The organism is Vreelandella songnenensis (assembly GCF_003002925.1).
GTDB classification, from domain to species: domain Bacteria; phylum Pseudomonadota; class Gammaproteobacteria; order Pseudomonadales; family Halomonadaceae; genus Vreelandella; species Vreelandella songnenensis.
In genome coordinates this window covers 1-14,037 of sequence record NZ_PVTK01000004.1, presented here as the reverse complement: position 1 = coordinate 14,037, position 14,037 = coordinate 1, and the positions used below count along the sequence as shown (strand labels likewise).

At 62.4% G+C, this 14,037-nt stretch carries 14 protein-coding genes; 8 read left to right on the top strand and 6 right to left on the bottom strand.

All coding sequences use genetic code 11. The features are described from left to right. The first annotated feature begins 39 nt into the window (after nt 1-39). On the top strand, nt 40-1,293 hold the full coding sequence (locus tag B0H98_RS08065) for a UbiH/UbiF/VisC/COQ6 family ubiquinone biosynthesis hydroxylase (RefSeq protein WP_106374559.1): 1,254 nt from the start codon (nt 40-42) through the stop codon (nt 1,291-1,293). Here the strand turns inward: B0H98_RS08065 and B0H98_RS08060 are convergent. The 3 genes from B0H98_RS08060 to gpmI all read right to left on the bottom strand — a co-directional run bounded on the left by B0H98_RS08060 (nt 1,290) and on the right by gpmI (nt 5,368). Continuing rightward, nucleotides 1,290-2,591 (bottom strand): S41 family peptidase, encoded by a 1,302-nt coding sequence (locus tag B0H98_RS08060; RefSeq protein WP_106374558.1) that lies wholly within the window; start codon nt 2,589-2,591, stop codon nt 1,290-1,292. The genes B0H98_RS08065 and B0H98_RS08060 overlap by 4 nt on opposite strands. Nucleotides 2,592-2,666: 75 nt before the next feature. After that, nucleotides 2,667-3,806, bottom strand: coding sequence for a murein hydrolase activator EnvC family protein (locus B0H98_RS08055; protein ID WP_106374557.1), 1,140 nt, complete (start codon nt 3,804-3,806; stop codon nt 2,667-2,669). Beyond that, nucleotides 3,803-5,368 carry a 2,3-bisphosphoglycerate-independent phosphoglycerate mutase gene (gpmI, locus tag B0H98_RS08050; RefSeq protein ID WP_106374556.1) on the bottom strand — a complete coding sequence of 522 codons (1,566 nt, stop codon included), beginning with the start codon at nt 5,366-5,368 and terminating at the stop codon, nt 3,803-3,805. Before gpmI ends, B0H98_RS08055 begins: the two co-directional genes overlap by 4 nt. Before the next feature lie 272 nt (nt 5,369-5,640). On the opposite strand from gpmI, the gene B0H98_RS08045 reads away from it, so the two are divergent. The 3 genes from B0H98_RS08045 to B0H98_RS08035 are packed head-to-tail and all read left to right on the top strand — an operon-like array spanning nt 5,641 to nt 7,376. Continuing rightward, nucleotides 5,641-6,063: a rhodanese-like domain-containing protein gene (locus B0H98_RS08045; RefSeq protein WP_106374809.1), complete on the top strand. Its 423-nt coding sequence runs from the start codon at nt 5,641-5,643 to the stop codon at nt 6,061-6,063. A gap of 48 nt (nt 6,064-6,111) precedes the next feature. Further along, complete coding sequence (gene secB, locus B0H98_RS08040; protein ID WP_106374555.1) at nt 6,112-6,618, top strand: protein-export chaperone SecB; 507 nt, start codon at nt 6,112-6,114, stop codon at nt 6,616-6,618. A 2-nt stretch (nt 6,619-6,620) separates the two neighbouring features. Then, nucleotides 6,621-7,376 (top strand): 16S rRNA (uracil(1498)-N(3))-methyltransferase, encoded by a 756-nt coding sequence (locus B0H98_RS08035; protein WP_106374554.1) that lies wholly within the window; start codon nt 6,621-6,623, stop codon nt 7,374-7,376. A gap of 32 nt (nt 7,377-7,408) precedes the next feature. On the opposite strand, the gene B0H98_RS08030 is transcribed toward B0H98_RS08035, so the two are convergent. Both B0H98_RS08030 and B0H98_RS08025 read right to left on the bottom strand, forming a co-directional pair. Next, nucleotides 7,409-7,936, bottom strand: coding sequence for a hypothetical protein (locus tag B0H98_RS08030; RefSeq protein ID WP_106374553.1), 528 nt, complete (start codon nt 7,934-7,936; stop codon nt 7,409-7,411). Beyond that, nucleotides 7,929-9,557 carry a sodium:solute symporter family protein gene (locus B0H98_RS08025; RefSeq protein WP_106374552.1) on the bottom strand — a complete coding sequence of 543 codons (1,629 nt, stop codon included), beginning with the start codon at nt 9,555-9,557 and terminating at the stop codon, nt 7,929-7,931. The genes B0H98_RS08030 and B0H98_RS08025 overlap by 8 nt, the downstream gene beginning before the upstream one ends. A gap of 125 nt (nt 9,558-9,682) precedes the next feature. Between B0H98_RS08025 and B0H98_RS08020 the strand changes: the two genes are divergently transcribed. From B0H98_RS08020 to ruvX, 4 genes are all read left to right on the top strand, one after another. Further along, on the top strand, nt 9,683-10,375 hold the full coding sequence (locus B0H98_RS08020; RefSeq protein ID WP_106374551.1) for a CvfB family protein: 693 nt from the start codon (nt 9,683-9,685) through the stop codon (nt 10,373-10,375). A 74-nt stretch (nt 10,376-10,449) separates the two neighbouring features. After that, the gene (gene gshB / locus B0H98_RS08015) at nt 10,450-11,421 is read left to right on the top strand and encodes a glutathione synthase (RefSeq protein ID WP_106374550.1); all 972 of its coding nucleotides are present in this window, start codon (nt 10,450-10,452) and stop codon (nt 11,419-11,421) included. Nucleotides 11,422-11,474: 53 nt separating this feature from the next. Continuing rightward, entirely contained in the window at nt 11,475-12,032 is a 558-nt protein-coding gene (locus tag B0H98_RS08010; protein ID WP_106374549.1) for a YqgE/AlgH family protein, read from the top strand. Next, nucleotides 12,032-12,487 carry a Holliday junction resolvase RuvX gene (gene ruvX, locus B0H98_RS08005; protein WP_106374548.1) on the top strand — a complete coding sequence of 152 codons (456 nt, stop codon included), beginning with the start codon at nt 12,032-12,034 and terminating at the stop codon, nt 12,485-12,487. Before B0H98_RS08010 ends, ruvX begins: the two co-directional genes overlap by 1 nt. A gap of 3 nt (nt 12,488-12,490) precedes the next feature. On the opposite strand, the gene pyrB is transcribed toward ruvX, so the two are convergent. Beyond that, nucleotides 12,491-13,516, bottom strand: a complete 1,026-nt coding sequence (gene pyrB, locus B0H98_RS08000; RefSeq protein WP_106374547.1) for an aspartate carbamoyltransferase — start codon at nt 13,514-13,516, stop codon at nt 12,491-12,493. Nucleotides 13,517-14,037: the final 521 nt, after the last annotated feature.

Genomic DNA, 14,037 nt, shown 5'->3' with positions numbered 1-14,037 from the left:
CTGCTCGAACCGCAATCCTTCACCTGATACAGGAATGCTATGGATACGCTTGCAACGAAAACGGACCCGGCAAAACGCTTTGACGTCATTGTGGTAGGGGCCGGCGTGGTGGGAACGGCGTTGACCGCCTTGCTGGCCCAGGCCGGCATGCAGGTGGCGCTGGTGGAGGCGCAGGCAGAGCCGCTGCAGTGGAAGGGCTTCGATGACACACAGATCGGCGCGCGGGTGAGCGCCCTGACGCCGGTATCCCAGCGTCTGCTGACCCATCTGGGCGCCTGGCCGGCCATGGCCCGTGCGCGGGTAACCCCGTATCGCTACATGCAGGTCTGGGATGCCGAAGGCAGCGGCGAGATCAATTTTTCCGCCGACGAGGCCGGGGTGGCGGTGCTGGGGCATATTGTCGAAAACGCTATTACCCAGATGGCTCTGAACGACCTTGTGCTCGAGCACCCCAAGGTGACGTGCTTCTTTGGCACCGCCATCAAGGCGCTGCAGACCACCGCGACCGGGCGCTGGCTGACCCTGGATGACGGGCAGGGAGTGCATGCGCCGCTGCTGGTGGCGGCGGATGGGGCGCGCTCGACGCTGCGCGATCTGGCGGAGATAGACGTGGCCAGTGACGACATGGGCCAGGAAGCCGTGGTGACGACGGTCAAATGCACCCAGGTACATGGCGGCAGCGCCCGTCAGGCCTTCATGGAAGGCGGCCCGCTGGCCTTTCTACCACTGACGGTTCAGGGCGATGCGCACTACTGCTCGATTGTCTGGTCGACCACGCCGGAACACGCTGAAACGCTCGCCGGCCTTGCGCCCGAGGCGCTTGGCAAAGCGCTTGGCGAGGCGTTTGGCCATCGCCTGGGCGAGGTGAGCGTGTGCGATCGCGTCTACCGGTTTGCGCTGGTACAGCGCCACGCCCGGCAGTACGTCAAACCGCACCTGGCACTGGTGGGGGATGCCGCGCACAGCATTCATCCGCTGGCCGGGCAGGGGGTGAATCTGGGACTGATGGATGCCGCTGTGCTGGCCGAGGAGGTGATCAATGCCTGGTCGCGCGGGGCGCCCTGGGGCGAGTTGAGCACGCTTGGCCGCTACGAGCGCCGCCGTCGGCTGGATAACACTGCCATGCTGGGGCTGATGAAGGGCTTCAGGGAGCTGTTTGGTTCGCGCATGCCGGTGTTTACCCTGGCGCGCAATCTGGGCATGAGCGGCATGAACCGGCTAAGCCCTGTGAAACGCGTGGTCATGCGGCAGGCGACCGGAGAGCGGGGGCGCCTGCCGCTTAGCTGCCGTTAACGGCGGCGGCGGTCCACCACGTTAAGCGCCTTGAGCAGATTGAGCGCTTCGCTCATCTGGTAGTCGTCACGCAGCCGCTCCGAGGCAGACTGTCGCGCCTGGGATGCCGGCTGCTGGGCGCCCAGGTGGCCGTCGAGATCGGATTCGCGCAGCTCAAGGCGGCTTTCTGCAAGCTCAAGGCGGCCGCGCACCACTTCCACATCCGGCTCGATGCCCTGGGCCTGAATGGAGCGGCCGTTGGGCGTGTAGTAGAGCGCGGTGGTGAGCTTTAGCCCTTCGCCGTTGCCCAGCGGCATGATCTGCTGGACCGAACCCTTGCCGAAGCTGTCCGTGCCCATGATGACTCCGCGCCGCTGATCCTGCAGGGCACCGGCGACGATCTCGGCAGCCGAGGCGCTGCCGCTGTTGATCAGTACGACCAACGGCACGTCGCCGGCCGGCGTGTCTCTTGATGCCGAGAACGACATGGCCGTATCGGCCAGCCGTCCTTCGGTATACACGATCAGACCGCTATCCAGAAACAGGTCGGCTACCCCTGCGGCTGCCTGCAGCACGCCGCCGGGGTTGTTGCGCAGATCCAGAATCAGGCCTTCAAGCGGCGCGTCGCGCTGCATGCGCTCGATGGCCTGACGTGCCTGCTCCGGCGTGCGCGACTGGAACTGGCTGATGCGCAGGTACCCATAACCGGTTTCGAGAAGCTCGTGCTTGACGCTTTCGCTGCGAATCACTTCGCGGTTCAGCGTGAAGGTACGCGGGGTCTCTTCGCCTGAGCGCAGCACCGAGATACGCAGTTCACTGCCCGGCTCGCCGCGCATCATGGTCACGGCTTCCTGCAGCGACATGCTGTCGGTGGGCGTGCCGTCGATGGCGATGATGATGTCACGCGAGAGCAGGCCCGCCCGTGAGGCCGGGGTGTCATCGATGGGGGTGACCACCATCAGCTGGCCGTTTTCCATGCCCACTTCGATACCGATACCGCCAAACTCGCCCTGGGTGGACTCGCGCAGGCTCTGGTACTCCTCCTCATCGAGATAGGCGGAGTGCGGGTCCAGCTCGCTGAGCATGCCGCGCATGGCGTTACGCAGCAGCGTGCGGTCGTCCACCTCTTCCACATAGCCGCGCTTGATGCGCTCGAACACCTCGGCGAAAGTTTGAATCTCTTCAAGCGGCAGGTCGGCGGAGGCCTGGTTTGCGGACTGGGCCAGCAGCGGTAGCGGGGCCGACAGCAGCGCAATGGGTAGCAGGGCGGCCAAGAGGCGCTTGGCAGGGGCCGATATGTGGGTAACAGATGGCGTCATGCAGACTCCGCAAGGCGATAGGCAGGCGTAAGGCGCTACCCTAAGTTGGCTGTTAATACGTTTCAGCTTATCCCGTCAGCGGCGCGCAATCCAACGCTGAGGATTGATGGGTTCACCACGCTGACGTACTTCAAAGTAGAGCGCGGCGCGGGATTGTCCACCGCTATCTCCCACTCGGCCGATTTCATCACCGCGGCTGACCTGCTGGCCGGGGCGTGCGCTGAACTGCTGAAGGTGGGCGTAGAGTGTCATGATCTGGTCACCGTGATCGATAATCAGCAGGTTGCCAAATCCGCGCATCCAGTCGGCAAACACCACCCGTCCGCTATGCACGGCGGCTACCTGGGTGCCAGCACCGGCCTGTATGACAATACCATTATAGTGAACCCCGTCACGACGGTTAAATGACGACGTGATATCGCCCTGAACCGGCCAGGGCAGATCGCCCTGGGTGCGCACGATATTGGTGGTGGGCGTGGGCGCATCCAGGCGGGCAAGCTCGGCCTGAATTTCGCGCAGCTTGCGCTCGGCCTGCTCGCGGCTATCGTTCAGATCCGCCAGCCGATCGGCTTCGCTGCCGTAGCGGTCGTCCAGGGTGGCTACCACGCTGCGCCGCTCTTCAGAGCGTTCAACCAGCCGGGCGCGCTGGGTGTCGAGCTCGTCGGCAAGGCTTGCCAGGCGCGTCTGGCGCTCATCCAGGGCCTGTTCGGTGTCGGCAAGGGCGGTATCCAGCCGGGCAATATCGGCAAGGCGCCGGTTGCGCGCCTGGGTAAACCGGTTCAGGTAGGCCTGCATGCGGTCAAGCTCGGCCGGGTCGCCCTGGTTGAGCAGGAGCTTGAGCTGAGGCGTGGGGCCCAGCCGGTAGAGCGCGGCCAGCTGCTGGCCAAGGGCTGCATACTGGCTTGAACGCTCGCCTTCCAGGCGGTCGCGGTGCTGGCGCAGCTGGGTCATTTCATCATCCACCTGGCGCCGTTCGGCCTGCAGGGCATCCAGACGCTGGTGGGTTTGGGCAAGCTCGGTTTCCACGCCTTGCAGCTCGCGCTCGGCGCTGTCCCGGGCCTGGCCGGTGGCGCTCAAGCGCCCGGAAAGCGATTCGATCTCCTGACCCAGCGCATCCAGCTGCGCCCGGGCCGCGCCCTCATCCGGCTGGGCAAGGGCGGGTGTCGAGCCGAGCAAGACCAGCAGCGCGCCGAGCGCCAGGGCAAGCCTTGTCATCCGTTGAAGCGGATCAGCGGCTTCCCGGTCATTGCCTCGGGAACGGGTTGATCCATCATGGTAAGAAGCGTCGGCGCCAGATCGCACAGGCGGCCCTCGTCAAGCGCTCCTTCCCGTTCGCCCACGTATACCAGCGGTACCACGAAGGTGGTGTGGGCGGTCTGCGGTGCGCCGGTTTCAGGGTGCACCATCTGCTCGGCGTTGCCGTGGTCGGCGGTGATCAGGCAGGCGCCGCCGGCACGCTCGATGGCGGCTACCACCCGGCCCACGCAGATATCCACGGTTTTGATGGCTTTTACCGCCGCGTCGAAATCGCCGGTATGGCCGACCATGTCGCCGTTGGCGTAGTTGCACACGATCAGGTCGAACTGCCCCGCGTCGATGGCCTCGACCAGCTTCTCGGTAATCTCGTAGGCACTCATCTCGGGCTTTTCGTCGTAGGTGCGGACATCCTGCGGCGAGGGCAGCAGAATGCGCGTCTCGCCGTCGAACTCCGCCTCGCGCCCACCGGAGAAGAAGAAGGTCACGTGGGGGTACTTCTCGGTTTCCGCGATGCGCAGCTGCTTGAGTCCGCGCTTGGCCACCACTTCGCCCAGGGTGTCGTTCAGATCAAACGGGGGAAAGGCGGCCGGCGCCGGAATGTCGGCGGCGTACTGGGTCAGCATTACCAGCCCCTTGCCGGCAAGCGCGGGCCGGGCCTTGCGTGAAAAGCCTGTGAAGTCCGGCTCCACGAGCGCGCGGGTGAGTTCGCGGGCGCGGTCGGCACGAAAGTTCATGAAAAACGCCGCGTCACCGTCCTGCAACGTGACCGGGTTATCGTCGAGCAGTACGCTGCTGGGGGCAACGAATTCGTCGGTCTCGCCGCGATCGTAGGCGTCGCGCAGAGCGGTTTCGGCGCTGGTGGCATACACCTCGGCGTGGCCGTCGGTGAGCAGGCGGTAGGCTTTCTCGACGCGCTCCCAGCGGTTATCGCGGTCCATGGCGTAGAAACGCCCGATGACAGTGGCGACGAAGCCGTTGTCGGCGCCTACCAGCTCGGCGAGGCGAGCATTGGCGCGTTCAATGGAAGCCAGCGCGCTTTGCGGCGGCATGTCACGGCCATCCAGGAAGGCGTGAATGAAGATGCGCTGGGCGCCGCGCCGGGCCGCCAGTTCCGCCATGGCGATAAAGTGGTCTTCGTGGCTGTGCACGCCGCCGGGGGAGAGCAGGCCCAGCAGGTGAACGGCGCGCCCGTGGGCAATCGCTTCATCCATGGGCTGGGTCAGGTTTTCATTCACGTCCAGGTCGCCTTCTTCAATCGCCTTGGTGATCCGCGTGAAGTCCTGGTAGACGATGCGTCCGGCGCCGAGGTTCATGTGGCCGACTTCCGAGTTGCCCATCTGGCCATCGGGAAGGCCCACGTGGCCTCCGTCGGTGTGCACGAAGGCGTGGGGCCGGTTGGCCCATAGATCGTCCATCACCGGCGTATGGGCAGAGGCCACCGCGTTGTGGGCGCTATCCGGGTTGTGGCCGTAGCCGTCAAGGATGATCAGCGCAACGGGGCGCGGGGTAGAAGTAGCCATGAGAACCTCGTTGGGTTGTGTAGACCAGGCGGCAAAAAGAAAGCGCTGTTGGCGACGAAGGCGTTGTTTAAAAAGTTCGGGCGTATGACTCCTGCCTTGTAGACAATGCCTTGGGGGTCGCGACGGGCGCACGCTTGGGGCATCATAACGTAGGCAACTGCCGGGCGTCATGACCAAGGCCTGCGCGGGATGCCTTGTGACGTGTATACTTGTCGCGTTTTGACGGCGGCTTCGCCGCTTTTTTCTGCATAGACCAAGAGATTGAGTTCGCGATGATCGATCAGCTGTACGAATTCGTAATGAACCACCCACTGCTGGTGGGGGCGTTTTTCCTGGTACTGATCGCGTGGCTTGCCTATGAAATGCGCAGTGCTTCCACTGATGCGGTAACGTCCACGCAGGCGACCCAGCTCATCAACCGCGAAGATGCGGTCGTGCTGGATATCCGCGAGAGCAAAGAGTTCAAGGCTGGGCATATCGCCGGGGCACGCAACATTCCGCAGGCCAATATCGACAGCCGCATGCACGAGCTGAATAAAGTGAAGGGTCAGCCGATCATCGTGGTGTGCAAGCATGGCCAGAGCGCCGGTGCGGTTCAGACCAAGCTGGCCAAGGCCGGGTTCGAGCGTGTCTCCAAACTGAGAGGCGGCATGGCCCAGTGGCAAGCGGATAGCCTCCCGGTCGTCAAGAAGTAAGCGCAGTTGCGCCTTTTATCTATTCAATGAACAACGAGGAGTTTTTCCATGGCGGAAGATAACAACACCCCGCAGGCGGGCGCTGGCGCGTCTGATGACAAGCCCCAGCTGAAGTTCTCTTTGCAGCGTATCTATGTAAAGGATATCTCCTTCGAGGCGCCCAACTCGCCGTCCGTGTTCAAGCAGGCGTTCAAGCCCAAGGTCAACCTGGATCTGAACACCACCAGCACCAAGATTGCCGACGACCAGTACGAAGTGGTCGTGAAGGTCACCGCCCAGGTCAACGACAGCGAGACCGGCACTACCTCGTTTCTGGCGGAAGTCGAGCAGGCTGGCCTGTTCCGTATCTCGGGTATCGAAGGCGCGCAGCTCGAGCAGACCCTGGGTGCGTTTTGCCCCAATCTGCTGTTCCCTTACGCCCGTGAGTGCGTGGATAACCTGGTCAACCGTGGCGGCTTCCCGCCGCTGATGCTGGCGCCGGTGAACTTCGAAGCCATGTACGCCCAGCGCAAGCAGCGCGAAGCGCAGCAACAAGCCGAAGCAAGCACTCACTAAGCATGCAGGCCAACGACTGGTATGCCCAGCATGGCAAGATGCCCCGCCTGTATGTGCCGGTACCGTTCACGGTAGGCGAGGCGCTGGAGCTGCCGGAAGGTCCGGCGCGCCACGTCACCCGCGTACTGCGAATGGGCGAGGGCGCGCCGCTGGTGCTGTTCGATGGCCAGGGCCAGGAGGCCGGCGTTCGCCTGACGGAGGTGAGCCGCAAGCACACCACCGCTACGGTGGATGCGGTATGGCCGGGGGCGGGTGAGTCTCCCTTGGCCGTTCACCTGGGCCAGGCGATCTCCAAGGGCGACCGGATGGATTATGCGATCCAGAAAGCCGTGGAGCTGGGAGTCGCCGCCATTACCCCGCTGTATACCGAGCGGGGTGATGTACGCCTGAAAGGCGACCGTGAAGCCAAGAAGCTGGCCCACTGGCAGGCCGTTGCGGCCAGTGCCTGCGAGCAGAGCGGCCGTGCTGTCGTGCCGGTGGTGCATCCGCCGCTGGGAATCGATGAGTGGTTGAAGGACCGCCAGGAGCCGCTGCGGCTGATGCTGCACCTGGCCACCGGCAACGCCTTCGATCACGCCGAGCGCCCGGCGTCGGCAGCACTGCTGATTGGCCCGGAAGGTGGGCTGACCGAGGCGGACATCAGTGCCGCTCAAGCCTCAGGTTTCACGCCGCTGACGCTGGGGCCGCGCGTGCTGCGTACCGAAACAGCCCCAGTGGTGGCGCTGGCCCTTCTTCAGCACTACTTCGGCGATTTGTAAGCGCTTACTAACCTTGTCTTCTCTTTCCTGCGTCATCCGGCGGGCAGCGTCTTTTCGGTGTCTGCCTGGGCGTGGTCATGGGCGCGTTCAAGCCCGGCAAGCACCAGCGGCTTGATCATGGAGAGCACTTCCCCTGACAGACCACTGATCACCGTGAGCTGATGCTTTCGCCCCGCGCGGTAACCCAGCCAGCAGGGTAGCCATACCGGCGTGGGTGGCGTATCCAGCGCCTGGATACGCCATAGCCTGGGTGTGGCCATACGTTCCCATAGCCAGAGTCGTTGCGTGGCTTCAGGCGTGGGCGCAGTGGCACCGGTCAATTGAATGCCCGTATCGGGACGCTCGACCTGAACGGGCAGCTCGGCGCCGGTCAGCAGCAGCGCGCGCTGCATCTCTCTTGCACCCAGCAGCCACGCGCCGGGTGGTTTTCCCGTCATGCCCAGCGGGGCGGCCCACAGGGCCATCCAGGCAGGCTCCAGGGTGGTGGCGCCCAGCCGACCAAGCCGACGCCGGGCGGCGTGCTCATCAAGCTGGCGGGAAAGTGTCAGGCGCTCAGCCATTGGCCCACCCCTGCAGCAGGGCCAGCAGCCCCAGCATCACTACAAACCAGACAAACAGGCCGATACAGCGGCGCCTGGTCAGGCGTGCCTCTCGGCCTATTTTTGGAGCGTTGGCACTTCGGGCGGCAAGAATGGCCTGCATGTCCGGGGCGGTTTCTTCGATGATGACGTGGGAGAGTTGCTCGGGGCGTGGGGCGGTGCTAGTCAGGCTGACCAGGTAGCCGACGGATACCGACACCACGACGCCGATGGTGTTGTTATAAAGCCATGATACATCCAGCAGGCTGGAGACCGACCAGACGGCCAGCATGCCGGCGATCAGCCCGGTTACCGCCCCGCGCGCGTTGGAGCGGTGGCTGAAGATCGCCAGCAGGAAGGTGCCGAGCAGCGCGCCGTAGAACCACGAGCCGATCTGATTGACCGCTTCGATCACCGGCCCCAGGTTGCCAGCAAAAAACGCGAACAGGGTAGCGTAAAGCCCCCAGAAGACCGTGGCCAGCCGCGAAGCTTTCAGGTAGTGGGAGTCGCTTGCGTCCTGCTTGATATAGCGGCTGTAGAAGTCGCGCACGGTCACCGCTGACAGCGAATTGAGCGCCGAGTCGAGGCTCGACATGGCCGCGGCAAACACGCCCGCGATGACCAGTCCAGCCATGCCGGTAGGGAAGGCGTTGACCACATAGCGAGGCAGCAGCTCGTTCAAGTCCTCCGGCGGCGTAAGGCCGTGCTGCTGATAGTAGGTTGCCAGGATGACGCCGATAAACAGAAACAGCAGCATCTGGGGAATCAACAGGTAGCCGCCGATCAGCAGCGAGCGCTGGGCATCGAGTACGGAAGGGCTCGAAAGCACGCGCTGAATCTGGCTCTGGTCGGTCCCGAAGTAGGCGACGTGAAGAAAGAAGCCGCCCAGCAGGCCTGCCCATAGCGAATAGGTCACGCTGGGGTCGAGCGACAGGTCGATGGCATTGAACATGCCGCTTTGTGCACCGAAGGCGAACACGTCGCTCCAGCCGCCGGGCAGGCTGGTCACCAGCAGGAAGATGCTCAAAAGCGCCCCGAGCCAAAGCACGAACATCTGAATGACGTCGGTCCAGATGACCGCACTCATGCCCCCCAGCACGGTGTAGCTGATGGCCAGCACCGCCATGATGATAATGGTCAGGTTGACGCTCCATCCGGTGACCACCGAAAGCACGAGTGCTGGCGCATACAGCACCACGCCGGTCGCAAGACCTCGGGCGATCAAGAACAGCAGAGCGCTCAGTGTGCGGGTGGCCGGGCCGAAGCGGCGCTCGAGCAGCTCATAAATGCTGTAGATGCCTGCCCGGTGAAATACCGGCACGAAGACCATGATCAGCACGATCATCGCCAGGGGCACGTTGATGAACGTGACCAGCCGTTCAAGCCCGCCTTCGAACCCCCAGCCGGGGGCGCCGATGAAGGTGATGGCGCTTGCCTGGGTGGCCATCACCGAAAGGCCGATGGCCCAGCCGGGAATCTTGCGCCCGCCCAGAAAGTAGTCTTCCGGGCTATGCTGATCCTTGCCAAAGCGTGAGCCGATCCAGGCGATCAGACCGATATAAACGATCAAGACTGTCATGTCGACGAGCGTAAAACCTTCCATGTGCTGTCCCTGTAGGCTAATTCCGCTGATGTTTTGAGCGTAGCAGGTTGTGGTGAGCCTGCTATTGCTTTGCCCTGTGCGCTTCTGGCGCCATAATGCAGGTTCATTTTTTAAGGACGGTATCCATGGTCCGTGAATCAACGACTCCCCCTCGCGCTGCCAGTGACGCATCTGCTCGGATAGGCGAAGTGGCGTATCTGACGGTGACGGCGGTGAACAACACCGGTGCCTTTCTGCGCTGGGGGCAGCCCAAGGACGTCTTGCTGCCCTACAGCGAGCAGATATTTCGCCCGGACCCGGGCAAGCGTGTGCTGGTCAAGCTGTATGAAGACGACCAGGGGCGCCCGGTGGCCACCATGCGCCTTGACCGTTTTCTGACCGATGACGCCTGGGCGCTGGCCCAGGGCGACGAGGTGGCCGTGGTGGTAGCCGATCGTACTGACCTGGGCATGAAGGTGGTGGTCAATCATCGCTACTGGGGGCTTATCTATCAGGACGATATCAGCCAACCGCTGCGCCGCGGGCAGTCACTCACCGGCTACGTGAAGCAGCGCCGCGATGATGGCCGGTTGGACATTTCCATGCTGCCGCCGGGAGCTGCGCGCCTGGACGTAGTCGGCGAGAAGATACTCAAGGCGCTGCGTGAAAGCGGAGGCTACCTGCCGCTGGGCGACAAGAGTTCGGCCCACGACATCAAGGCGCGCCTGGGGGTCAGCAAGAGTGCGTTCAAGCAGGCCATCGGGCGGCTCTACAAGCAGCAACTGATTACCCTGGCACCGGATGCAATACGCCTGAACCCAGGCGCGCTTGCCCCGTAACGGCGCCAACGGTTGGAGCCGGCCAGGCAGTGCGGCATACTGCTTACCTATTGTTCATGTATGGATTTGCCCCGATGAGTCAATCAAATCTGCATCTCGGCGTCGTGATGGACCCCATCAGCGACATCGCTTACAAGAAAGATACTACCCTGGCCATGCTGTGGGCGGCTCAGGAGCGCGGCTATACCCTGCACTATATGGAGCAGGAAGATCTTTTCTTGAACGCGGGGCAGGCCTGCGCGCGCATGCGGCCGCTGACGGTTCATCGCGACCCCGAGCACTGGTACGACCTGGGCGAGCCCACCCACCGCCCGCTTGCCGAGCTTGACGTGGTGCTGATGCGCAAGGACCCGCCGGTGGATGCGGATTTCACCAACGCAGTACATCTTCTGGGCTTTGCCGAGCTTGATGGCGTGCTGGTCGTGAACCCCACCGCTGCACTGCTACAGTGCAACGAAAAGCTGTTTGCCCAGCAGTTCCCCGAGTGCTGCACACCGACGCTGGTGGCCAGCCGCGACGATGTGCTGCGCGCTTTCCACGCCGAGCACGGCGATGTGATTTTCAAGCCGCTGGACGGTATGGGCGGTACCGGCATTTTTCATATTGGTCCCGATGGGCGCAACATCGGCGCCGTCATCGAGCAGCTGACACTGCGCGGTCAGCGTCAGATCATGGTTCAGCGCTACCTGCCGGAGATCAAGGATGGCGATACGCGCATTCTGCTGGTCGATGGTGAGCCGGTGCCCTTTGGCCTTGCGCGCATTCCCTCGGCCGGCGAGACCCGCGGCAACCTGGCTGCCGGCGGGCGCGGCGTGGCGCGCGAACTGACCGAGCGCGATCACTGGCTGATCAAGCAGGTCCAGCCCATGATCCGTGAAAAGGGCCTGATGTTCGTGGGGCTTGATGTGATCGGGGATTACATCACCGAAATCAACGTGACGAGCCCCACCTGCGTGCGCGAGATCGATGATCAGCGCGGCACCGACATTGCCGGACTGCTGCTCGACGCCATCGAACGCCGCCTGAGCACCGCCCAGAACGCCTGATTCACTACTGATATAAAGGTCTGCCGGCAGGGTCGGCAGGCCGTAGGAGCCGCATGCAAAGTCTGAAACACCACTTCTTGATGGCCATGCCCCATCTGGACGACCCCAATTTCGAGGGCAGCCTGATCTATCTTTGCGACCACGATCACAACGGCTGCATGGGGGTGATTGCCAACCGCCCGCTGGAAATTACCCTGGATGCACTGTTCGATCAGCTGGAGCTTGGCGGTGACGAGAGTCCGCATCGCAATGCGCCGGTCTACTACGGCGGGCCGATGCACAAGGACCGCGGCTTTATCCTGCACCTTGGCGAAAGCCAGGCGTGGGATTCCAGCGTTCAGGTAGAGGACGGCATCGCGCTGACCACCTCCATGGATATCCTTCAGGCGCTGGCCAACGGTGAGGGCCCCGAACATTTTCTGGTCTGCCTGGGCTGTGCGGGTTGGGAAGTGGGTCAGTTGGAAGACGAACTCAAGGAGAACTCCTGGCTGACAGTGGAGGGCGAGGCCAACGTGCTGTTCAGCACGCCGCCTGCCGAGCGTCTCACGGCGGCGGCCGGGCTGCTCGGGGTTGATCTCAATCTGATGACACGAGACGCAGGGCACGCCTGATGGCAGCAGCTGGCCAACGTTTGATTCTTGCCTTTGACTACGGCACGCGGCGCATCGGCGTGGCTGTCGGCAACGAGCTGCTCAGAAGTGCTCGTGAGCTTGCCCCGCTTACCGCGCGTGACGGTATTCCTGACTGGAATAAAGTAGAGCAACTGCTCAAGGAGTGGCAGCCAGACCTTCTGGTCGTTGGTTTGCCGCTCAATATGGATGACAGCGAGTCGGAGATGAGCAAGCGGGCGCGCAAGTTTGGTAACCGCCTGCATGGGCGCTACGGCAAGCCGTGCGTGATGGTCGACGAGCGCGGTTCCACCCGCGAAGCCAAGCAGATCGCCCGCGATGCCGGGCACCGGGGCAACTATCGTGAAGAGAGCGTGGATGGCATTGCAGCGGTGTTGATTCTGGAGGGCTGGTTTGCCCATCAGGAAGGCCTTCCCGATGGGCGCGCTATCTATTAACGCTTAACGGTCCAGCGTGCCAAGCTGGCTGGGTACAAACCAGCGTACGGGCCGCATATCCTTTTCGATCAGTTCATCGACTTTCAGCAGCGTGGCAAAGATAGCCATCCGCATGGGGATGCCGTTATCGGTCTGGCGGAAGATCGCCAGGCGCGGGTCGCCGTTAAGATCCACGTTCAGATCATTGGCCCCGGCACGGCTGTCGCGAGGCAGCGGGTGCATCACGATGGTCGAATCGCTGCACCGCTGATCCAGAAACGCCTTGTTGACCATGAAGTCATCCGAGACGCCCTTGAAGCTCTCGTTCATCTCTTCGGTAAAACGCTCTTTCTGAATCCGCGTAGTGTACACCACGTCCAGATCGCTGAAATCCGTCGCCAGATGATCGCGCACCTCTACCTGATGCCCGCGGGCTGTGACCAGATCGATCAAGGACGTCGGCATTTCAAGCCCGGGCGGTGACACCAGCGTGATGCGCAGCGGATCGTATAAAGAGAGCAGCTTTATCAGCGAGTGCACGGTACGCCCGTACTTGAGATCGCCGGTCAGTAAAATGTGCGCTCCACCAAGCGACTTGCCCAGACGCTGAAACTCCTTGTCGATGGTGTAGAGATCCAGCAGCGCCTGGCTCGGGTGTTCGCCCGGGCCGTCACCGCCGTTGATGACCGGTACGTTAGTGGCGGCAGCAAACTCGGCAACCGACCCCTGGTCTGGGTGACGCATCACGATCGCGTCGCAGTAGCCGCTCATGACCCGGCTGGTGTCGTAAAGTGACTCGCCCTTGGCCATGGAGGAGAAGGTAAAGCCCGTTGTATCGCATACGCTGCCGCCCAACCGACAAAACGCTGTATGAAAACTTACCCGGGTACGGGTACTGGCTTCGAAAAAGAGGTTGCCCAGCACCGCACCTTCCAGCACCCGCGTTACCTGGCGGCGGCTGGCAATGGGCTCCATGCGTGCGGCCACACGCAAAAGGTGGTCAACGCTCGCGCGATTTAATGAATCGACTGTCAACAGATGCTGGCTCATCATGGACCTCATAATAAGTGGGCGGGGCATGCATGGCGCTAAGTGTAACTGCCAACAAGGTGGCATCGAAGCTTTGCACCACTAAATCAGAGCCGGTTGAAACTTTTTCAGCCTGTTTGCAAAAAGGCCTTGCACAACCGGCAGCGAATCCGTAAAGTACGCATCCGCTGCCGGGGACGCCAAGCGTTACCAGCGGTGCACGAAGGTGAAAACCTTCGGTTTGTCAGGTAGTTAGCGGTTTTGGATGTGGCAGGTTTTACATCGAAAACAACGCCCTTGACAAACACCAGGAAATGCGTAGAATACGCCTTCCTCGCTGAGGCAAGCGGCTCCGGTCATCGAGTCGATACTTTCTTCAAGCGAAACCGCTCTTTAACAATTTGATCAGGTAATTCATGTGGGCGTTTGCCGATGAGGGTGACAAGTCACCAAATATCAAGGCAGACGAACACAGCGATACTCTTCGGAGTATCACAGTATAATTCGTTTGAACCTTGAGCCAAGTTTGATCCGCTTTTGTT